This is a genomic window from Stenotrophomonas sp. 82F1, from assembly GCF_056861525.1.
The window spans coordinates 1-20,661 of the sequence record NZ_JBSPUD010000002.1 but is presented as its reverse complement, the minus strand read 5'-3'; the positions used below and the strand labels follow the sequence as shown (position 1 = coordinate 20,661).

Annotated in this window: 18 protein-coding genes; all 18 read left to right on the top strand. The window is 67.5% G+C overall.

Annotation, left to right across the window (positions count from 1 at the left end):
* Nucleotides 1-130 precede the first annotated feature (130 nt).
* On the top strand, nt 131-1,750 hold the full coding sequence (gene flhF, locus AC13GI_RS02480; RefSeq protein ID WP_482995393.1) for a flagellar biosynthesis GTPase FlhF: 1,620 nt from the start codon (nt 131-133) through the stop codon (nt 1,748-1,750).
* A complete protein-coding gene (locus AC13GI_RS02475) occupies nt 1,737-2,624 on the top strand; it encodes a MinD/ParA family ATP-binding protein (RefSeq protein ID WP_025878980.1) in 888 nt (295 codons plus the stop codon). Before flhF ends, AC13GI_RS02475 begins: the two co-directional genes overlap by 14 nt.
* Nucleotides 2,621-3,364 (top strand): RNA polymerase sigma factor FliA, encoded by a 744-nt coding sequence (locus AC13GI_RS02470; RefSeq protein ID WP_025878979.1) that lies wholly within the window; start codon nt 2,621-2,623, stop codon nt 3,362-3,364. Before AC13GI_RS02475 ends, AC13GI_RS02470 begins: the two co-directional genes overlap by 4 nt.
* A 19-nt stretch (nt 3,365-3,383) precedes the next feature.
* Nucleotides 3,384-3,776, top strand: a complete 393-nt coding sequence (gene cheY, locus AC13GI_RS02465) for a chemotaxis response regulator CheY (RefSeq protein WP_005413247.1) — start codon at nt 3,384-3,386, stop codon at nt 3,774-3,776.
* Nucleotides 3,776-4,381, top strand: coding sequence for a protein phosphatase CheZ (locus AC13GI_RS02460; protein WP_099818385.1), 606 nt, complete (start codon nt 3,776-3,778; stop codon nt 4,379-4,381). The genes cheY and AC13GI_RS02460 overlap by 1 nt, the downstream gene beginning before the upstream one ends.
* Nucleotides 4,382-4,383: 2 nt before the next feature.
* Nucleotides 4,384-6,222: a chemotaxis protein CheA gene (locus tag AC13GI_RS02455; RefSeq protein WP_482995392.1), complete on the top strand. Its 1,839-nt coding sequence runs from the start codon at nt 4,384-4,386 to the stop codon at nt 6,220-6,222.
* A gap of 126 nt (nt 6,223-6,348) precedes the next feature.
* Nucleotides 6,349-7,089, top strand: a complete 741-nt coding sequence (locus AC13GI_RS02450; protein WP_099818383.1) for a flagellar motor protein — start codon at nt 6,349-6,351, stop codon at nt 7,087-7,089.
* A 1-nt stretch (nt 7,090) separates the two neighbouring features.
* On the top strand, nt 7,091-8,104 hold the full coding sequence (motD, locus tag AC13GI_RS02445) for a flagellar motor protein MotD (RefSeq protein ID WP_482995391.1): 1,014 nt from the start codon (nt 7,091-7,093) through the stop codon (nt 8,102-8,104).
* Between the two features lie 4 nt (nt 8,105-8,108).
* Nucleotides 8,109-8,891: a ParA family protein gene (locus AC13GI_RS02440; protein WP_482995390.1), complete on the top strand. Its 783-nt coding sequence runs from the start codon at nt 8,109-8,111 to the stop codon at nt 8,889-8,891.
* Nucleotides 8,888-10,270, top strand: coding sequence for a chemotaxis protein CheW (locus AC13GI_RS02435; protein WP_482995389.1), 1,383 nt, complete (start codon nt 8,888-8,890; stop codon nt 10,268-10,270). Before AC13GI_RS02440 ends, AC13GI_RS02435 begins: the two co-directional genes overlap by 4 nt.
* An 84-nt stretch (nt 10,271-10,354) precedes the next feature.
* Entirely contained in the window at nt 10,355-10,663 is a 309-nt protein-coding gene (locus AC13GI_RS02430; RefSeq protein WP_059064119.1) for an STAS domain-containing protein, read from the top strand.
* The gene (locus AC13GI_RS02425) at nt 10,660-11,025 is read left to right on the top strand and encodes a response regulator (protein ID WP_025878971.1); all 366 of its coding nucleotides are present in this window, start codon (nt 10,660-10,662) and stop codon (nt 11,023-11,025) included. Before AC13GI_RS02430 ends, AC13GI_RS02425 begins: the two co-directional genes overlap by 4 nt.
* 45 nt (nt 11,026-11,070) lie before the next feature.
* Nucleotides 11,071-13,050 carry a chemotaxis protein CheA gene (locus tag AC13GI_RS02420; RefSeq protein WP_482995388.1) on the top strand — a complete coding sequence of 660 codons (1,980 nt, stop codon included), beginning with the start codon at nt 11,071-11,073 and terminating at the stop codon, nt 13,048-13,050.
* 385 nt (nt 13,051-13,435) lie between these two features.
* Nucleotides 13,436-15,682 carry a methyl-accepting chemotaxis protein gene (locus tag AC13GI_RS02415; RefSeq protein ID WP_482995387.1) on the top strand — a complete coding sequence of 749 codons (2,247 nt, stop codon included), beginning with the start codon at nt 13,436-13,438 and terminating at the stop codon, nt 15,680-15,682.
* A 179-nt stretch (nt 15,683-15,861) separates the two neighbouring features.
* Nucleotides 15,862-16,635 (top strand): flagellar brake protein, encoded by a 774-nt coding sequence (locus tag AC13GI_RS02410; RefSeq protein ID WP_482995386.1) that lies wholly within the window; start codon nt 15,862-15,864, stop codon nt 16,633-16,635.
* Between the two features lie 246 nt (nt 16,636-16,881).
* Nucleotides 16,882-17,373, top strand: coding sequence for a chemotaxis protein CheW (locus AC13GI_RS02405; RefSeq protein WP_482995385.1), 492 nt, complete (start codon nt 16,882-16,884; stop codon nt 17,371-17,373).
* Between the two features lie 137 nt (nt 17,374-17,510).
* Nucleotides 17,511-17,894, top strand: a complete 384-nt coding sequence (locus AC13GI_RS02400; RefSeq protein WP_025878966.1) for a hypothetical protein — start codon at nt 17,511-17,513, stop codon at nt 17,892-17,894.
* Nucleotides 17,895-17,992: 98 nt separating this feature from the next.
* A complete protein-coding gene (locus tag AC13GI_RS02395) occupies nt 17,993-20,362 on the top strand; it encodes a methyl-accepting chemotaxis protein (protein WP_482995384.1) in 2,370 nt (789 codons plus the stop codon).
* The last annotated feature ends 299 nt before the right edge of the window (nt 20,363-20,661 follow it).

Sequence of the window (20,661 nt, the reverse complement as noted above, 5' to 3'; positions counted from 1 at the left end):
CGCCAGAAAACAGACACCACTTTCAAACACCCGCAACAGACAGATTCCAAGGGGAACCCGAACCGTGCAGACCACCGACCACCCGCGTTCTCCGACCGCCACTCCGCCGACTTCGTCCCGTGACCACAGCATGAAAATCAAACGATTCGTCGCCGCCGACATGCGCTCGGCCATGAACCTGGTGCGCAAGGAACATGGTCCTGACGCCGTGATCCTGTCCAACCGCCGGATCGAAGAAGGCATCGAGATCGTGGCCGCCGCCAACTACGATGAGAGCGCCGTGCAGCGCGCCCTGGAAGCGTCGCGCCGCGACGTGGCGCCGCCGCCCGCACCGAAGCCGCGTACCGCCGCCGACGCGGTGATCGCCGCGGTCACCCGCCGTCGCAGCAGCACCCCGGCACCGGAGCCGGTGGCGGCCACCACCTCGGCCGTTGCCGCCCTCGCCCGCGCCGCCGTCGGTGCTACCGGCCGCACCTTGGACAGCGCCGACGAAATCGTGCCGACGCGCGGCAGCACCGGCTTCGCCGCTACGCTGGCGCGTGCCGCCGTCAATGAATCGACGCTGCCGGAACAGATCTTCGCCCCGTTCGCCGACGCCATCGTGGCGCCCTCGCCGGCCGCAGCCGCGCCGGTGAACCGCGCCCGCTTCCAGATCGATCCGCCGCTGGAAGAGAGTACGCAGCTGCCGGCAGTGTCGCCGCCGCCGTTGCCGGTTGCCCGCCAGGCCACCGTCGCGCCCGAAGACGACGCAGCCCACGCGCCGGTTGCCATGCAGCCGACGGAAGCTGCACCGGCACCGCTGCCGGCGCTGGCAGCGGCACCGGCGCTGACCCTGGTCGCCGACGACGCCGAGATCCGCCACCTGCGCCAGGAAGTGGCCGGCATGCGCCAGGTGATCGAGCGCGAAATGAACCGCTTCACCGATGAGCGCCTGCGCGGCTGCCCGGTACGCGCCACCGCGCTGGACCTGATGGACGAGTACGGCTTCGACGCTGGCATCGCCCGCGACGTGGCCATGCAGATTCCGCTGGAAACCGAAGCGCATCGTGGCCGCGGCCTGATGCTGGGGCTGATCTCGCGCAAGCTGCCGATCGCCCCGGTCGACCCGATGGAGGAAGGCGGCGTGATTGCCCTGGTCGGCCCGACCGGCGCCGGCAAGACCACCACCATCGCCAAGCTGGCCTCGCGCTTCGCTGAAGCCCATGCCGCCCGCGATGTCGCCCTGGTCACCACCGATACGATGCGCATCGGCGCCCGTGAACAGCTGTACGGCTATGGCCGCCAGCTCGGCATCGCGGTGCACGAGGCCAACAGCGGCACCGATCTGGACCAGCTGCTGGAGCGCCTGAAGGACTACAAGCTGGTGCTGATCGACACCGCCGGCCTGGGCCCGCGCGACCGCGCACTGGCCGCCCAGCTGCAGTGGCTGCGCGCTGCCCGCCAGGTCCGCACCCTGCTGGTGCTGCCGGCCAACACCAGCTTCGGCGACATGGACGAGGTGGTCCGCCGCTTCGGCGCGGCCAACCTGCAGGGCCTGGTGCTGAGCAAACTGGACGAGACCGGCCGCTTCGGCAACGCCCTGTCGGTGGCGGTGGACCACAAGCTGCCGATCGCCTGGGTGACCGATGGCCAGGACGTCCCGGACGACCTGCACCGGGCCAGTGCAGCCAATCTTGTACTTCGCCTTGAAGATTTGCGCCGCGCGGCCGATATGCCCTGCAACCCGGAGTTGAACCATGCCGTCGCGTGAGTACGCCAAGCTGACCACCACCTTCCCGCTGACGGCGACCCGCAGCGAGCCGCTCGGCCCTGTGCGCACGATTGCCGTGACCGGCGGCAAGGGCGGCGTCGGCAAGACCAACGTGTCGGCCAACCTGGCCGTGGCGCTTGCCGGCATGGGTAAACGCACCCTGTTGCTGGATGCCGACCTCGGCCTGGCCAACATCGACGTGATCCTCGGCCTGAGCCCCACCAATACCCTGGCCGACCTGGTCGCTGGCCGCTGCAGCCTGGATGACGTGATCATCGAAGGCCCGAACGGCGTGCTGGTGGTCCCGGCCGCGTCCGGCCGCCGGCACATGGCCGAGCTGGCCCCCGCCGAGCATGTGGGCCTGGTCAACGTGTTCTCCGAACTGGAGCGCGAGCTGGACATCATGGTGGTGGACACCGCCGCCGGCATCACCGATGGCGTGCTGACCTTCTGCCAGGCCGCGCAGGACACCGTGGTGGTGGTCTGCGATGAACCGGCCTCGATCACCGACGCCTATGCCCTGATCAAGGTGCTGTCGCGCGAACGTGGCGTGGACCGCATCCAGGTGGTGGCCAACATGGTGCGCGACCCCAACGAAGGCCGCGTGCTGTACGAGAAGCTGACCCGCGTCTGCGAGAAATTCCTCGCCGATGTCTCGCTGAACTACCTCGGCTGCGTGCCGCAGGACGATTGGCTGCGCCTGTCGGTGCAGCGCCAGCAGCCGGTGGTGAAGGCCTATCCGTCCAGCCCGTCGGCACTGGCGATCACCGAGATCGCCCGCCGCACCGCCCGCTGGCAGGCACCGACCGAGCCGCGCGGTGGCGTCGAATTCTTCCTTGAACGCATCATCAAGCAGCGTGGGGTGGCCGCATGAAAGGCGCCGCCCAGTACAGAGAGGTCCAGCGCACGGCGGCCAACGAGGTCATCGCCCAGCACTCGGACCTGGTGCGGCGCATCGCCCACCACCTGGCCGCACGCCTGCCGGCCAGCGTCGAAGTGGACGACCTGATCCAGGCCGGCATGATGGGCCTGATCGAAGCGTCGCGCAGCTACGACGCCGACCAGGGTGCCTCGTTCGAGACCTACGCCTCGATCCGCATCCGCGGTTCGATGATCGATGAGATCCGTCGTGGCGACTGGGTGCCGCGTTCGGTGCACCGCCGTGCCCGCGACGCCGCTGCCACCATCCGCCGCCTGGAGCAGAGCACCGGCCGCGCCGCCAGCGCCACCGAAGTGGCTGCCGCGATGGAGATGCCGCTGCCCGAGTACCTGCGGCTGATGGAAGACGCCTCGCGCGGGCAGGTGCTGAGCCTGGAATCACGCATTGAAGACCAGGGCGAGCTGGACACCGTCGCCCAGGGCGGCCCGACCCCGCAGCAGGTGCTGGAACGCGGCGAGTTCGGCCGCGAGCTGGGCAATGCCATCGGCCACCTGCCCGAGCGCGAACAGCTCGTGCTGTCGCTCTACTACGAGCAGGAACTGAACCTGAAAGAGATCGGCGCAGTGCTCGGCGTGAGCGAGTCGCGGGTCTGCCAGATCCACGGCCAGGCGGTCCTGCGCCTGCGTGGCCGACTGAAGATTTTCGAGGCGGCCGACGCCGGCCTCGAGAGCTGATCAACAAAGGAACTCTGCTTTGAACAAGAACATGCGCATCCTGATCGTCGACGATTTCTCGACCATGCGTCGTATCGTCAAGAACCTGCTGGGCGATCTGGGCTTCACCAATACCGCCGAAGCCGAGGACGGGCATGCCGCGCTGTCGTTGCTGCAGAGCCAGCCGTTCGACTTCGTGGTGACCGACTGGAACATGCCGGTGATGACCGGCATCGAACTGCTGAAGGCGATCCGTGCCGATGCCAAGCTGAAGACCCTGCCGGTGCTGATGGTGACCGCCGAAGCCAAGCGCGAGCAGATCATCGAAGCGGCGCAGAACGGTGTGAACGGTTACATCATCAAGCCGTTCACCGCACAGACGCTGGAAGAGAAGCTCGGCAAGATCTTCGAACGCCTGGCGGCCAGCGCTTGATGGACACCACGGTCGACAAGAGCGCCCTCGCCCTGCGCCTGCAGGAAGCCCTGGATGCATTGGAATCCGGCGACGAGGCGGCCTGGCGCCAGCGCATCGACGGCCTGGTGGCGCTGCGCACCCAGCCGATGATGAGCGGCCTTTCGCGGCTGGCCCGCGAACTGGGCCAGGCACTGGGCGAACTGCCGACCGTGCCCGATGAAGCCGGCGAGCTGGACGACGCCTGCGCGCGCCTGGACCACGTGGTGGCGATGACCGAACAGGCCACCCACCGCACCCTGGACCTGGCCGAAGAGTGCCGCAACCTGACCGAACAGCTGCGCGCCGATGGCCTGCAGCCGGGCCAGGACGTGCAGCTGGACCGCATCCGCCACAACCTCACCGAGATCGCCCTGACCCAGAGCTACCAGGACCTGACCGGACAGATCATCCGCCGCGTGGTGGGCATCGTCCGCCGCGTGCACGAGGGCTTCGGCGCGCTCGGCCTGCCGCCGGAACAGCATCGCACCGACCCGGAACTGGCCGGGCCGGCACTGAAAGGGCTGGACCGCCATGCGGTCTCGCAGAACGACGCCGACGACCTGTTGTCGGATCTGGGGCTGTAACCATGGGCGCGGTAGCCGACGACATCACTGCCGATTTCATCATCGAGGCCCAGGAAATCCTGGATCGCCTCGGCGAACAGCTGGTGTCGCTGGAACAGGCACCGCAGGACAATGAACAGCTCAACGCGGTGTTCCGTGGCTACCACACGCTGAAAGGCGGCGCAGGTTTCCTCGGCATCACCGCGATGGTCGAACTGTGCCACGCCGCCGAAGAGGCGCTGGGCGCTGCGCGTGCCGGCCAGGCCGTACTGCAGGCACATCACTTCGATGCCGCCCAGCAATCACTGGACTACCTGCAGTCGATGCTTGACGCGGTGTCCTCGGGTACCGAGCCCGGCTTTGCCCCGCCCGAACTGGTCGCCCAGTTCGACGTGCATGGCGGTGGCGCGGCTGCGCCCTCGGCCGCCACGCCGGGTGCCGGCGGTGGCGACCTGATCACCGACGACGAGTTCGAAGCCCTGCTCGACCAGCTGCACGGCGGCAAGGCGCCAGCACCCGTGGCGGCGGCGAAGAAGGCCGACGACATGATCAGCGAAGACGAGTTCGAGGCGCTGCTCGATCAGCTGCATGGCGGTGCCGCCCCGGGCAGCAACGCCATCGCAGGGATTGCTGCCGCACCGGCACCACGACCGGCGCCCGCGCCGGCCGCACCCGCGGCCAAGCCGGCGCCCAACAAGCCCGTCGCCGAAGCCGAACACACCGTGCGCGTGGATACCAAGCGCCTGGACGCCATCGTCAACCTGATCGGCGAACTGGTGCTGTCACGAAACCGGTTGAAGACGTTGCGCACACGCCTGCGCGATGAAGAGCTGGACCGTGCCGTGTCGACGCTGGATATCGCCACCGCGCGCCTGCAGTCGGCAGTGATGCGCACCCGCATGCAGCCGGTCGGCAAGGTGTTCTCGCGCTTCCCGAAGGTGGCGCGCGACGTTGCGCGTTCGCTGAAGAAGGAAGTGGACCTGGAACTGATCGGCGCCGAGACCGAGCTCGACCGCAACCTGGTCGAAGCGCTGGCCGACCCGCTGGTGCACCTGGTCCGCAACGCCATCGACCATGGCGTGGAAATGCCTGATCTGCGCGAAGCGCAGGGCAAGCCGCGGATGGGCCACGTGCGCCTGTCGGCGCAGCAGGAAGGCGACTACGTCAGCATCGAAGTGCAGGACGACGGTGCCGGCATCGATCCGGAAAAGCTGCGCGCCAAGGCACGCGAAAAGGGCCTGATCGATCCGGAAGCCGCCGCCCGCCTGAGCAGCGAGGAATGCCTGCACCTGGTGTTCCTGCCGGGCTTCTCGACCAAGCAGCAGGTCACCGACATTTCCGGCCGCGGCGTCGGCATGGACGTGGTGCAGTCGCGCATCCGCGAACTGAGCGGGCAGATCCAGATCCAGTCGGAACTGGGTCGCGGCAGCCGCTTCATGATCCGTGTGCCGTTGACCCTGGCGATCCTGCCGACCCTGCTGGTGCAGGCCGGCGAAGACGTCTACGCCCTGCCACTGGCCCGCGTGATGGAAGTGCTGCATGCACCGCGCACCTCGCTGGGCTGGTTCGATGGCCGCGCCGTGCTGGACCGTCGCTCGCACACGCTGGCGCTGGTCGACCTGCGGCAATGGCTGGATGTGACGCCGGCCGCCTCGCCGCTGCTGACCATCGTGGTGCTGCAGGCCGGTGAAGCACGCTTCGGGCTGGTGGTGGACCAGGTGCGCGGGCGCGAGGAAGTGGTCATCAAGCCACTGCCCAAGGCCCTGCGCGGCCTGCGCGGTTACGCCGGTGCAACCTTGATCGGCGATGGTCGCATGGCACTGATCCTGGACGTGGACGGACTGCGCAGCCCACACGACTGACCCGATTGCTGAACGCGACACGCTGTAGCGCCGGGCCATGCCCGGCGACAGAAGAAACTGTGAACTCCGTTACACCAGATTCTCCCGGTGTCTCAAGTCCCATTCATACAAGCCGATACCGGACCCATGGATAGACTCAGCCTCATTGGACTTTTCCTCGCCCTGGCCTCGCTGGTCGGTGGCAGCATCCTCAAGGGCGCCGGGCTGGCGTCGTTGTGGTCGCCTGCCGCCTTTGTGATCGTGATCGTGGGTACCGTGGCGGCCATCCTGCTGCATACCGCGCCGGCGGTGTTCAAGCATGCGTTCAAGATCGTGCGCTGGGTCGTGCGCCCGCCGCACAGCGACCGTCGCGAACTGATCCAGCAGATCGTGGAATGGAGCAACATCGCCCGCCGCCAGGGCCTGCTCGGCCTGGAATCGCAGGTGGAAGCGCAGCGTGATCCGTTCCTGCGCAAGGGCCTGCAACTGCTGGTGGACGGTGTGGAACCCGAATCGATCCGGCACATGCTGGAAATCGAACTCGGCAGCCAGGAACACCAGGACCAGGCCGGTGCCAAGGTATTTGAGGCCATGGGCATCTATGCGCCTACGCTCGGCATCATCGGCGCCGTGCTCGGCCTGATCGCGGTGATGAAGAACCTGGCCGACCCGAGCAAGCTCGGCCACGGCATCGCAGCGGCGTTCACCGCCACCATCTACGGCATCGCCTCGGCCAACCTGCTCTTCCTGCCCATCGCCGCCAAGCTGAAGGGCGTGATCGCCCATTCCAGCCGCGACCGTGAAATGGTCATCGAAGGCCTGATCTCGATCGCCCAGGGCGAGAACCCGCGCAACATCGAAACCAACCTCTCCGGCTTCCTGCACTGACATGGCCCGCCGCAAGCACCACGAAGAGCACGCCAACCACGAAGCATGGGCCATCCCCTATGCCGACCTGATGACGCTGCTGCTCGCCTTCTTCGTGGTCATGTACGCGATCTCCTCGGTCAACGAGGGCAAGTACCGGATCATGGCCGACGCCCTCACCGATGCGTTCGGTGGTGCGCCGCGCACCATCAATCCGGTGCAGGTCGGCAACAAGCAGGTGCAGGGCGGCGGCTGGGACAGCCCGTCGGTGATCAAGTCCGGCACCAAGATCGGGCCGTCCGCACCCGCACCATCGCACGATCCCACCCTGCTGCCGGCGATGGCCTCGCAGATGCGCATGCCGGTGTCGGTGCACAACCAGGAGCAGATCGCGCGTGCCGAGCGCCAGCTCAACAGCATCGCCGACCGCCTGACCGCAGCGCTGGCACCCCTGATCGACCGCGGCATGATCAGCGTGCGCCGCACCGAACTGTGGATCGAAGTCGAGATCAACAGCGACATCCTGTTCCCGACCGGCTCGGCAGCGCTGGACGTGCATGCCCGCGACACCCTGGCCAGCCTGGCCGGTGTGCTGCGCGACGTGCCCAACAGCGTGCGCGTGGAAGGCCACACCGACAACGTGCCGATTGCCACCGCCACCTTCCCGTCCAACTGGGAACTGTCGGCCGGGCGCGCGGCCAGCGTCGTGCATCTGTTTGCCGACCAGGGCCTGCAGCCGTCGCGGCTGGCGATGGTCGGCTACGGCCAGTTCCGCCCCCGCGAAGCGAATGACAGTGCGCAGGGCCGCAACCGCAACCGGCGGGTGATGGTCATCATCCTGGCCGACACCAGTCATTCGGTGGACCCGCTGGGCGAACGTCTGAATGCCGCGACTGGGTCCACCCGCAACGCGAGCGAACAGGCCGCCGCAGCACCGGCCACCACCCCCACTTCCCCCATCGCACCGGTGCAGTTGCCACCGGTGCCGGCTGGCAGCCGTGTCGGCGCCGCCGTTCCCCCGGCAATGAAGGAGTAATCCGATGCGCATCTGGGCAGTCGCCAACCAGAAGGGCGGAGTCGGCAAGACCACCACCACCCTCGCCCTCGGTCGCGGCCTGGCCGCGCTCGGCCACCGCGTGCTACTGATCGATCTCGATCCGCATGCCTCGCTGACCCGCGCCTTCGGTGTGCCGATCGAACCGCCCCCCACCGGCGTGCTGGAACTGTTCGGCGCACCACCGGCCGACCTGTCCACGCTCAGTCACGCCAGCAACATCGGCGGGCTCGATTACGTGTGCGCGCAGGCCTCGCTGGCCACGCTGGAACGACGCAGCGCCAACCAGCCGGGCCTGGGCCTGGCACTGCAGAACGCCCTCGCCCGCCACCAGGGTCAGCACGACTACATCCTGTTGGACTGCGCACCGACCCTGGGCCTGCTGATGATCAACGCGCTGGCCGCGGCCGATCGCCTGATCATCCCCACCCAGGCTGAGCCGCTGGCCCTGCACGGCCTGGATGGCATGGTCCGCACCGGCGAGATGGTCGAGCGTTCGCGCCGCCGCCCGCTGCCGATCTCGATCCTGCCGACGCTGTTCGACCGCCGCACCCGCACCGGCAATGAATCGCTGCGCGCCATGCAGGACCGCCACGCAAGCCGCGTCTGGGAAGATGCGATCCCGATCGACACCCGCATCAGCAACGCGGCCGGGCTGACCCTGCCGAGCATCGGCGAGGACTACCCGGGCCGTGGCCTGGCGGCCTATCGCCGCGCGCTGAACTGGATCCTCGGTGAGGACGCACGCGCCCTGGAGCAGGCGGCATGAACACCACCGGCATGCTGGATGACTATCTGGACGAGCTGCTCGGCGACATTGCCGTGGCACCGGTCGCACCGGTCGCACCGGTCGCCGCAGATGCCACGCCGCGCCCGACGAGTGCAGTAGTCGACGGCCAGCGCGAGCCCACCTGGGACGACCTTCCGGCCGAAGTGATCTACGAAACCGACACCGTCGCAGCGGCCCCGGCCAACGACGATGCGGCGCTCGAAGCCGTCTTCGACGCCGCTGCCGCGCCTGCGGCCGATGCCGAGCGCGAACCGACCTGGGACGACCTGCCGGCCGAAGTGATCTACGAAACCGACGCCGTCGCAGCGGCCCCGGCCAGCGGCGATGCGGCGCTCGAGGCCGCCTTCGACGCCGTCGCCGTGCCTAAGGCCGACACCGAGCGCGAGCCCACCTGGGACGACCTTCCGGCCGAAGTGATCTACGAAACCGACTCCGTCGCGGCCGCCCCGGCCAGCGACGATGCGGCGCTCGAGGCCGCCTTCGACGCCGTCGCCGCGCCTGCAGCCGACGCCGAGCGCGAGCCGACCTGGGACGATCTGCCGGCTGAAGTGATCCATGAAACCGCGCCCGTGGCTGCTGCCCCTGTCGCACCGCCTGCGCCGGAACCCACCTGGGATGACCTGCCGGACGAAGTGATCTACGAAACCGACGCCGCCGACAGCCTCGCGCACACCGATAGTCCCGGGCTGCAGGCCGCGTTCGAAGCTGCCGCCGATGGCGACGTGGTTCCCGCCATCACCGCGCCGGCCGTTGCCACGCCTGCAGTGCGCCCGGCACCGTCAGCGATGCCGTCGATGACCCGCGCCGCCGTAATGCCGCCGCCACGGATCGCGGTCGACACCCCGTCCAGCAACCGCCCCGGCACCTGGCAGGAGCTGCAGGCACAGGCGCATCAGCCCGCCAGCAGCCCGCACCCGCAGAACCGCCGCGCCGGCGAGCGCACCTCGCGCTGGCTGCGCCTGCGCTGCGGCACCCAGGCCTACGCGCTGGAGCTGTTGAAGGTGCAGGAAGTGGTGCTGCCGGTGCCCCTGCTGCCATTGCGCGGTACCTCCCCGGAAATGCTCGGCATCATGAATCTGCGCGGCCAGGTGGTGCCGGTGATGGATCTTGGCCTGCACCTGGGCGCGGCGTCCGCCGAGGATGACGCGCAGACCCGCATCGTCGTGCTCGAAGAGAACGGCGAGACCCTGGGCCTGCGCGTGTCGGCCGTGGAGGACGTCGCCAACCTGACCGACTCGCAGATCGAACCGCCCGATACCGCCCGCATCTGCCAGATCTCCAATGACCTGTTCCGCGGCGTGGCCCGTATCAGCCAGCGGCCGATGATCCTGCTCGACGCCACGCAGCTGCTGGGGTGAATCGGCACTTCGCGCCGATCACGCCCCTAAAGAACTACCGCGCGGTGCCGTTATGAATGCTGGAACCGTTTGTCCGGAGCAACGATGAGCACTGTCGAACTGGGTGAGGATCTCGGCATCGAGAGCAGCACCGAGCTCAAGAACCGCCTTTCGCCCTTGGTGGCGGAAGCAGGCGAGCTGACCCTGGATGCAAGCCAGGTCGGTCGCATCCATACCGCCAGCGTGCAGGTGCTGTGTGCCTTCGTACAGGCCCGCCGCGAGGCAGGCCTGGGCACCGGCTTCCACGGTTGCACTGCAACCTTCCGTGACGCTGCACGCCTGTTGGGCGTCACCCAGGCCCTGGGCCTGGACGTACCCCATGACAACCTGAAATCTGTGGAGAACGCTGCATGAGCGCACGTATCTTGGTGGTGGACGATTCGGCGTCGATGCGCCAGATGGTTTCCTTCGCCCTCACCTCGGCCGGTTTTGCCGTCGAAGAAGCTGAAGACGGCGCGGTCGCGCTCGGACGTGCCAAGGGCCAGCGCTTCAATGCGGTGGTCACCGACGTCAACATGCCGAACATGGACGGCATCGCACTGATCCGCGAACTGCGCCAGCTGCCGGACTACAAGTTCACGCCGATGCTGATGCTGACCACCGAATCGGCCGCGGACAAGAAGTCCGAAGGCAAGGCCGCCGGTGCCACCGGCTGGCTGGTCAAGCCGTTCAATCCCGAACAGCTGGTCGCCACCGTGCAGAAAGTGCTGGGCTGATCGCCCCGCACTGCTCCCCCTCTTCGCTTCCGGATCGCCACTGCCATGAGCATGGACCTGCAACGCTTCCACGCCACTTTCTTCGAGGAGAGCCGCGAAGGCCTCGACGCCATGGAGGCTGGCCTGCTGGCCCTGGAATCGGGACAACAGGACCCGGAGATCATCAACTCGGTGTTCCGTGCCGCCCACTCCATCAAGGGTGGCGCCGGCACGTTCGGCTTCGATGCCATCGCCGGGTTGACCCACGTGCTGGAGACGCTGCTGGATGAGCTGCGTGCCGGCAAGCGCGCTCTCGAAGGCAACGCCGTCGATGCGATGCTGTCGTCGGTGGACGTGCTGCGTGCCCTGTTGCGCGAGGCCGAGCACGGCCAGCCCGCCGACCCTGCAGCGGTTGCTGCGGTGAAAGCGCGCCTGGAATCGGTGCTGTCCGGCCAGGCGGCGGCCGCCGCTGCGCCGGCCGCCGCCAGCAAGGTCGACGACACACCGGAAGCCTGGCAGATCGGCTTCACTCCGGCGCCGTCGCTGTTCATGAGCGGCAACGACCCGCTGCGCATCATCCGCGAACTGGAACACCTGGGTTCGCTGCAGGTCGCCGCACGCATGGATCGCCTGCCCGGCTTTGCCCAGCTCGATCCGCTCGAAGCCCACCTTGCGTGGGACCTGGGCCTGGTCGGCAAGGTGCCGCGCAGCAAGATCGAAGACACCTTCGCCTGGGTGCTGGACGACTGCGAACTGGACATCCGTCCGGCCGCACCGCCAAGCCTCGCCACCCAGGCACCGGCTGCCGCGCCAGTGGCTGCCCCCGCGCCTGCCGCTGCCGCACCGACGGCGAGCGCCGGCGCCAGCCAGGAAGCGGAAACCTCCATCCGCGTCAGCGTCGACAAGGTCGATGCACTGATCAACCTGGTCGGCGAACTGGTCATCACCCAGGCCATGCTCAAGCAGGTCTCGCACGCGCTGGACCCGGTCCATGCCGAGAGCCTGTTCGCTGGCCTGGACCAGCTTGAACGCAATACCCGCGATCTGCAGGAAGCGGTGATCGGCGTGCGCATGCTGCCGGTCGACGCAGTCTTCCGCCGCTTCCCGCGCCTGGTCCGCGACCTGTCCGGCCGCCTCGGCAAGCACGTGCGCCTGCGCACGATCGGCGAAGGCACCGAACTGGACAAGGGCCTGATTGAAAAGATCGCCGATCCGCTGGTGCATCTGGTCCGCAACTCCATCGACCACGGCCTGGAAATGCCGGACGTGCGTCGCGACGCCGGCAAGGACGAGACCGGCACGATCACCCTGGCAGCCTCGCACCAGGGCGGCCACATCGTCATCGAAGTCAGCGACGACGGCCGCGGCCTGAATCGCGAGAAGATCCTGGCCAAGGCGCACGAACGCGGCCTGGCCGTGCCGGACAACCCGACCGATTCGCAGGTCTGGGACCTGATCTTCCAGCCCGGCTTCTCCACCGCCGATGCGGTCACCGACCTGTCCGGTCGTGGCGTCGGCATGGACGTGGTCCGCCGCAACATCCAGGCGCTCGGTGGCGAGGTGCAGATTGAAAGCGGCCTCGGCACCGGCACCCGTACGCTGATCCGGCTGCCGCTGACCCTGGCCATCCTCGACGGCATGACCGTTGCGGTGGCCGGCGAAACCCTGATCCTGCCGCTGGCCTACGTGCTTGAAGCATTGCAGCCGCAGCCCGACGACATCCGCAGCATGGCCGGCGAAGGCCGCGTGCTGCGCGTGCGTGGCGAGTACCTGCCGATCCTGTCGCTGAGCGAGTACTACGGCTATGGACAACGCGCACCCGGCAGTGAATCGCTGGTGGTGGTGGTGGAAGGCGATGGCCAGAAAATCGCGCTGGAAGTGGACGAACTGGTCGGCCAGCAGCAGGTCGTGGTGAAGAACATCGAGAACAACTACCGCCGCATCGGCGGCGTCTCCGGCGCCACCATCCTCGGTGACGGTCGCGTCGCCCTGATCGTCGACATCGGCGGCCTGGTGCGTTCGTTGCGGGTGCCGCAGGCCGCCTGAGCCGCTCCACGTGCCGTGCCTGACCGCCGCCCTCCGGGGCGGCGGTTTTTGTTTGCGCGCGCATACAACAGCACCCCTCCTTCGCGGCTGGCAGGGCTGCGCGGTCTGCTGTGAACTCCGTCAACCTGCACTGTGAACTTCATCGTGCGCATGGTTTCGCCTGAAACCACGATATCGATGCGAACGCCCCGCCAGGGCGTGCTTTGCGCCGCATCTCCCTACGCCAGCGAATGTGACACAGGTCCATAAAGTCCGCCGCACAGGCGCCGCTATCTCGACATGACGGCAGTCACCGATCCTTCACCCGGCACCACCGTTCCCTCCTGCAACGACCTTTTGCCTGCGGCGCCGCCGCCGGTATTCTGCCCACCTTGGAGCACCCTGCATGAAGTGGTTCCACGATCTGCCCATCGCCCGCAAGCTGGCTGTGGGATTCACCCTGACCACCCTGATGACCGTCGTGCTGGGTGCGTTCGCCCTGGTCCGCCTGTCCGAAGCCAATGCCAAGCTGACCTCGATGGCGACCAACGACATCCCATCGGTGCAGTACCTCGGTGAAGTGCGCTCGCAGCTGGGTGAGTTCCGCACCTATGAACTGGCCCAGATCAGCATGCTGGACCAGCCGGAAAAGGTGGCCGACTACAACAAGCGCATGAACGACACCGCTGCGGTAGTGCGCGAGCAGCTGGCCGCCTATGCCAAGCTGCCGGCCGGCGACAAGGAGCGCGCGCTGTACCAGGCCGTGCAGGCCGACGTCGATGGCTACTTCGCCGCCAATACCAAGCTGCGCGAAGCGGCGACGGCGGGTGATGGCGAGACCGCCCGGCAGATCTCCGATGAGCAGTCGCGCCCGCTGCGCCGCAAGGCCTTTGAGGACCTGAAGGCGCTGGGTGCGCTGCTGGGAACCCAGATGCAGGGCAAGATCGACGACGCCAACGCGACCCACCGCAACAGCATGCTGGCCATCATCGCCGCCATCGTGCTGCTGGTCGTGGTCGCCGCCACCCTGGCCGTGGTCATCTCGCGCGCCGTGGTCGGTCCGCTGGGCAAGGCCGTGCATGCCATCCAGGCGGTTGCCCGTGGCGACCTCAGCGTCACCACCCAGGCCACCGGCAAGGATGAGGCGGGCCGCATGCTGGCCGCCACCGCAGAGATGACCGCGATGCTGCGTCGCTTCTCCGAGCAGACCCAGCTGATGGCACAGATGCATGCCGGCCCCGATATCAGCCACCGCATTCCGGAAGATTTCCCGGGCGTCTACGGCCAGCTCGCCGGCGGCATCAACACGGTGATCTTCGAGCACCTCGATGCGATCCGTGATGCCATCGACGTGCTCAACCAGTACGCCACCGGCAACCTCGCCCCCGATGCCCGCCGCTTGCCGGGCAGCCGCGCGATCCTGCATGAATCGATGGATGCGGCCAAGGCCAGCCTGCTGGCGATCAACACGCAGATCCAGCAGTTGGCCTCGGCTGCCGCCGCCGGCGATTTCAGCCAGCGTGGCGATGCGCAGCGCTTCGATCACGATTTCCGCGTGATGATCGAGCAGCTGAACAGCATGATGCAGGTCGCCGACGGCAACCTGGGCCAGCTGTCGCAGCTGCTGCAGGCTATCGCCGGGGGCGACCTGACCGCACGCATGGACGGCCAGTTCCACGGTGTGTTCGCCCGCATGCGTGACGATGCCAACACCACGGTTGCCCAGCTGACCCAGATCGTCAGCCAGATCCAGGCCAGCACCTCCAGCATCACCCTGGCCGCCGGCGAAATCGCCTCGGGCAACAGCGACCTGTCGCGCCGCACCGAGCAGCAGGCCGCCAACCTGGAAGAAACCGCCGCGTCGATGGAGGAACTGACCTCCACCGTGCGCCAGAACGCCGAGCACGCACGCCAGGCCAACCAGCTCGCCATCGGCGCGCATGGCGTGGCCTCGCAGGGCGGCGAAGTGGTCGGCCAGGTGGTCACCACCATGTCGGCCATCGAAGCCTCCTCGAAGAAGATCGCCGAGATCATTTCGGTGATCGACGGCATCGCCTTCCAGACCAACATCCTGGCGCTGAACGCTGCGGTCGAAGCCGCCCGTGCCGGTGAACAGGGCCGTGGCTTCGCCGTGGTCGCCAGCGAAGTGCGTACCCTCGCCCAGCGCTCGGCCGCCGCCGCCAAGGAGATCAAGGGCCTGATCGACGAATCGGTCGGCAAGGTCGCCGAAGGCTCCAGCCTGGTCCACCAGGCCGGCAGCACCATGGGCGAGATCGTCGCTTCTGTGCAGCGGGTGACCGACATCATGGCCGAGATCTCCGCCGCCTCGCAGGAACAGTCGGCCGGCATCGAGCAGGTCAACCAGACCGTGGTGCAGATGGATGAAACCACCCAGCAGAATGCTGCGCTGGTGGAAGAAGCCACTGCGGCCGCGCGGGCGATGGAAGACCAGGCCGCGCAGCTGGGCGAGGCCGTTGCACGCTTCCGCCTGGCCGCGCCGAGCGCAGGCAACGCGGCGCCGCGTGCGGCGATGTCCGCGGCCGGAAGTGCACCGCGCAAAGCGGCGCCTGCGCCCATCGCCACGCCATCGCGCGTGCGTAAGCCCGTTGCACAGCCGGCGCTGGCCGGCGACGGCGACTGGCAGGAGTTCTGATCGCAGCATCGGGGTGGCCCCGCGCCACCCCGACAGCGGACCGCTGGCCCTTCGGTGTCCGGCATGGCACAACGAATCAGTCGAGCGCGTGCGGTGCTACATAAATCCGCAACGCAGCCGATACTTCTTTCGAGCCACGCGCCCACACGCGTCGGCGCCCGCCCCTGACCACAGATTCCATGTCCGACGGCCACGACACTGCACCGCCCGAAGTCCATGCGGCCGACGCCGCCGACGATCGCTTCCTGGTCCGCAATCCCCGCCAGGTGCGGCAGCTGCTGCGTTCTTTGATCGAGCAGCGATCACTGATCAACGCCCATATCGACGGCCGCGATCGCTCCTTCCCGACCGCCCTGCTCGAACTGGACGAGGACGAGGACATGCTGCTGCTCGATGGCAGCCCGCAGGAAGCCTCCAACCGCGCCGCCGAACAGGCCGACCACCTGCTCTGCTTCGCCCAGCTGGAACGGGTGATGGTGCGTTTCCGCCTGCACGACCTGCAACGCGTGGACAACGAAGGCCACGTCGCCTTCCGGGCACCGTTCCCCGAGGAGCTGGTGCACCTGCAGCGGCGTGAACTGTACCGGCTGGAGACCCCCATCACCGATTCACCGCACCTGCTGCTGCCGCCGGGCGAGGCCCAGGCCGAAGCGCTGTCGATGCGGGTGGTGGACATCAGTGGCGGCGGCCTGGCGGTGACCGTGCCCGTCGATTGCGCGATCTTCAGCCTGCAACAGCGCTACCGGGCGCAGTTGTCGATGCCCGATGGCCCGGACCTGCAGATCTCACTGGTGGTCTGCAACCTGCTGCCGCAACGCCTGCCCAACGGCACCGAGGTCAAGCGCGTCGGCATGCGCTTCGACGACCTGCCCCGCGGCGGCGACAGCGCCATCCAGCGCTACATCTTCCGCATCGACCGCCAGCGCAAGGCACGCCGCAACGGCGAGCTCTGACACATCCACAACCGGATCTGCCGGCCAGCGGCCGGCACTACCATCCCTGGTAGATCCACGCCACGCGTGGATGCGACCCCAGTAGATCCACGCCATGCGTGGATGCATGCCCCAGTAGATCCACGCCATGCGTGGATGCATGCCCCAGTAGATCCACGCCATGCGTGGATGGATCTCTAAAGTCCCCCACTACGGGGCCGATATCGAGCCTGACACCGGCACTTCCGGCAGAACCAGGACCCCTCGATGAACGACAAGAACAGCTCCGCCGCCGGCGCCGATGGCGAATTCCTCAGCTTCACCCTCGGTGCCGAGCACTACGGCGTGGACATCCTCAAGGTGCAGGAAATCCGTGGCTACGACGCCGTCACCCGCGTCCCCGATGCCCCGGACTACATCAAGGGTGTCATCAACCTGCGCGGCACCATCGTGCCGGTGATCGACCTGCGCCTGAAGCTGCGCCTGGAAGACGCCCGCTACGACGCCTTCACTGTGATGATCGTGCTCAACGTGGAAGACCGCGTGGTCGGCATCGTGGTCGACAGCGTCTCCGACGTGATCCCGCTGTCGGCCGAGCAGATCCGCCCGACCCCGGAATTCGGCGCCGCCGTCGACACCCGCTTCATCTCCGGCATCGGCACCCACGACGACCGCATGCTGATCCTGCTGGATATCGAAACCCTGCTGGACAGCGCCGACATGGGCCAGAGCCACGTCGTCGAAGACGCCGCCGCCTGAACAAACGGACCTTCTTCACGTTTCTGTTACGCAGCCCTTCAGTTCCCCCCATCCACGCCGATAGGGGGACAGAAGCCGGTCGCGCAGGAACGCGCCAAGGCCGGATCCACCATCACCATCCCCGGAGAATCACCCCGATGAAGTCCCTGCTTGCGTTCGTTTCGGCTGCCGTCCTGGCCACCACCGCTTCCTCCGCCTTCGCGCAGTCGGCCGAGATGATTCCGCCGGAGATGGCACCGCGCGCCGTCGGCAAGGACGGCATGGTCTGCGGCAAGGTCGAAAAGGCCCGCTTCGCAGAAGGTTCCGAAGGCCAGCCGACCTTCCTGTACATGGGCGGCGCCTTCCCGCGCCACACCTTCTCGGCCCGCATCGCCGGCGAGAACCGCGGCAAGTTCTCCTTCCCGCTGGAAACCCTGGAAGGCAAGACCGTGTGCGTGATCGGCAAGATCCAGCGCGATGCCTCGCGTGCGGAAATCGAAGTCAGCTCGCCGTCCAGCCTGAAGCTGGCCAACATCAAGTAATCCGCTGTCCGTCAGACCACGCCGGCCAGTGTGCCGGCGTGGCTGTTGCAACCGGGCCCCGCGCCCGGCCGCGTCTGCCTTAGGAGATCGCAACGCCCATGCCGTGGATCAACAACCTGAAACTGATGCCGAAGCTCATGCTGACCTTCGGTGTCCTCTTGCTGGTGATGCTGCTGCAGGGCATCGTCGCCTACCGTGGCCTGCATTCGCTGAACAACGTGACCACCGAGCTGGCCGGTTCACGCATGGAAAGCATCCGCATGGCCGGCGAAATGCGCGGCATGCTCGGTGAGTACCGCAACAGCGCCTACCAGCAGCTGATCCGCGCCAGCGACGACGTCAAGGCCGACGCCCGCAAGCAGGCCGTCGAACTGCGCACCAGCATGGACACGTCGATCAAGGACTATCCGAAGCTGGTCGACAACGCACAGCAGAAGAAGCTGTTCGACACCTTCGCCAAGGACTGGAAGGACGCGCTGGCCTCCTATGACAGCGTCACCGAAATGCTGGAGCTGGACCTGCCCGACGACGCGATCGATACCTTCGTCGGCGAGACCCGCACCAAGCACCGCAAGGCGGGCGCCGCGCTGGAAGCGCTGATCGCCGAAGACAACCGCCTCGCCCGCGCCTCGCGCGACGAAGCCGCCTCCACCTACTCCGCCTCGGCCGTGCTGACCGTGATCGCCCTGCTCGGCGGTGCCGCACTCGGCCTGGTGCTGGTGTGGCTGTTCGCCCGTGCCCTGGTCGGCAGCGTGCGTGGCGCCGTCTCGGTGGCCAACGACGTCGCCGGTGGCAAGCTCGATGGTCACATCGATGTCAGCCGCCAGGACGAAGTGGGCGAACTGATGCAGGCCATGCAGCGCATGCAGCGCGACCTGCGCGAGCGCACCGAAACCGACCAGGCGATCGCCCGCGAGAACCTGCGTATCCGCACCGCGCTGGATTACAGCTCGACCGGTGTCTACCTGACCGATCCCAGCAACACCATCGTCTACAGCAACCGCGCCCTGCAGCAGACCCTGGCCCAGTACCAGGACGAGCTGCGCCGCGACCTGCCGGACTTCGACGCACACGCCTCGCTGGTCGGCAAGCCGGTCACCGTGCTCGAGCACCGTGGCGAGATGGACAACACCCTGCTGGCCAACCTCAAGCAGCATGGCGTTGCCCGCCGCCCGATGCAGTACGGCGATGCGCAGTTCGCCCAGGTCGTGTCGACCATCCGCAACGAAGACGGCGACACCGTCGGCTACGTGGTGGAATGGCGCGACCGCACCCAGGAAGCGCAGGTCGAGGCCGAAGTGGCCCGGGTGATTGCCCAGGCTGCTGCCGGCGACCTGTCCGGCCGCATCGATGCCAACGACAAGGAAGGCTTCTTCCTGCAGCTGGCCCAGCAGATCAACGGCCTGCTGGACGCCAACTCGGGCAGCATCGAACAGATCTCTGGCCTGCTGGCCGCACTGTCGCAGGGTGACCTGACCGTGCGCATGCATGGCGACTACCAGGGCGTGTTCGCCCGCATGCGTGACGATGCCAACGCCACCGCCGCACAGCTGAGCGAGATCGTCACCCGCATCAAGCAGTCCAGCCGCGCGATCAGCTCGGCCGCCGGCGAAATCGCCTCGGGCAACAGCGACCTGTCGCGCCGCACCGAACAGCAGGCCGCCAACCTGGAAGAAACTGCCGCCTCGATGGAGGAACTGACCTCCACCGTGCGCCAGAACGCCGAACACGCGCGCCAGGCCAACCAGCTCGCCATCGGTGCGCACGGCGTGGCCTCGCAGGGCGGTGAAGTGGTCGGCCAGGTGGTCACCACCATGTCGGCCATCCAGGCCTCGTCGAAGAAGATTGCCGAGATCATTTCCGTCATCGACGGTATCGCCTTCCAGACCAACATCCTGGCGCTGAACGCCGCGGTGGAAGCCGCCCGTGCCGGCGAACAGGGCCGCGGTTTCGCCGTGGTTGCCAGCGAAGTGCGCACCCTCGCCCAGCGTTCGGCCGCAGCGGCCAAGGAGATCAAGGGCCTGATCGACGACTCGGTCGGCAAGGTCAACGACGGCTCGGCGCTGGTGCACAAGGCCGGCGCGACCATGGGCGAGATCGTCGCCTCGGTGCAGCGCGTGACCGACATCATGTCCGAGATCTCCGCTGCCTCGCAGGAGCAGAGCGCTGGCATCGAGCAGGTCAACCAGACCGTGGTGCAGATGGACGAAACCACCCAGCAGAACGCCGCGCTGGTGGAAGAAGCCACTGCTGCCGCACGTGCGATGGAAGAACAGGCGGGTCATCTGAGCGAGGCGGTATCGATCTTCGTGGTCGACGAAGCCGAAGTCGTGGTCGCCGCGCGCACGCCGGCACCGCGTGCTGCTGCCCCGGCTGCCCCGGCACCGATGGCACCGCCGGCCCGACGCGTCAGCGGCGCTCGCCCGGCAGTGACCGAACTGGCCGATGGAGACTGGCAGGAGTTCTGATTCCTGCCTGACCTGACCCACGAATACGCCCCGGCCCTGCGCTGGGGCGTTTTTGTTTCCGGAGTATCTGATTATCCAGCCAACGGCGAAGCCCCTCGTGGTGAATCGCGAAATGCGCATGTCCACTTCAGGTTGGCCGGGAGGGTGGGCTGCGCAGGGGCCGCCGTGAATATGTGGTGGTCAAGTACTTCTGGACACTCCCAAAGGGAGTTCAGGCCACCTGCACTTCACGGAGCGCAGGTGGCACAAGGCCGTTGGCACTGTGCAGCCGACGGTGGTTGTACCAGTTCACAAATTGT

Coding starts and splice junctions, on each gene's coding strand:
- AC13GI_RS02450 (WP_099818383.1), top strand. CDS start 6,349: ATGGATAGACTCAGCCTCATTGGACTTTTCCTCGCCCTGGCCTCGCTG.
- AC13GI_RS02395 (WP_482995384.1), top strand. CDS start 17,993: ATGCCGTGGATCAACAACCTGAAACTGATGCCGAAGCTCATGCTGACC.
- AC13GI_RS02470 (WP_025878979.1), top strand. CDS start 2,621: ATGAAAGGCGCCGCCCAGTACAGAGAGGTCCAGCGCACGGCGGCCAAC.
- AC13GI_RS02475 (WP_025878980.1), top strand. CDS start 1,737: ATGCCGTCGCGTGAGTACGCCAAGCTGACCACCACCTTCCCGCTGACG.
- flhF (WP_482995393.1), top strand. CDS start 131: ATGAAAATCAAACGATTCGTCGCCGCCGACATGCGCTCGGCCATGAAC.
- AC13GI_RS02420 (WP_482995388.1), top strand. CDS start 11,071: ATGAGCATGGACCTGCAACGCTTCCACGCCACTTTCTTCGAGGAGAGC.
- AC13GI_RS02430 (WP_059064119.1), top strand. CDS start 10,355: ATGAGCACTGTCGAACTGGGTGAGGATCTCGGCATCGAGAGCAGCACC.
- AC13GI_RS02405 (WP_482995385.1), top strand. CDS start 16,882: ATGAACGACAAGAACAGCTCCGCCGCCGGCGCCGATGGCGAATTCCTC.
- AC13GI_RS02400 (WP_025878966.1), top strand. CDS start 17,511: ATGAAGTCCCTGCTTGCGTTCGTTTCGGCTGCCGTCCTGGCCACCACC.
- AC13GI_RS02460 (WP_099818385.1), top strand. CDS start 3,776: ATGGACACCACGGTCGACAAGAGCGCCCTCGCCCTGCGCCTGCAGGAA.
- AC13GI_RS02440 (WP_482995390.1), top strand. CDS start 8,109: ATGCGCATCTGGGCAGTCGCCAACCAGAAGGGCGGAGTCGGCAAGACC.
- AC13GI_RS02435 (WP_482995389.1), top strand. CDS start 8,888: ATGAACACCACCGGCATGCTGGATGACTATCTGGACGAGCTGCTCGGC.
- motD (WP_482995391.1), top strand. CDS start 7,091: ATGGCCCGCCGCAAGCACCACGAAGAGCACGCCAACCACGAAGCATGG.
- AC13GI_RS02410 (WP_482995386.1), top strand. CDS start 15,862: ATGTCCGACGGCCACGACACTGCACCGCCCGAAGTCCATGCGGCCGAC.
- AC13GI_RS02455 (WP_482995392.1), top strand. CDS start 4,384: ATGGGCGCGGTAGCCGACGACATCACTGCCGATTTCATCATCGAGGCC.
- AC13GI_RS02415 (WP_482995387.1), top strand. CDS start 13,436: ATGAAGTGGTTCCACGATCTGCCCATCGCCCGCAAGCTGGCTGTGGGA.
- AC13GI_RS02425 (WP_025878971.1), top strand. CDS start 10,660: ATGAGCGCACGTATCTTGGTGGTGGACGATTCGGCGTCGATGCGCCAG.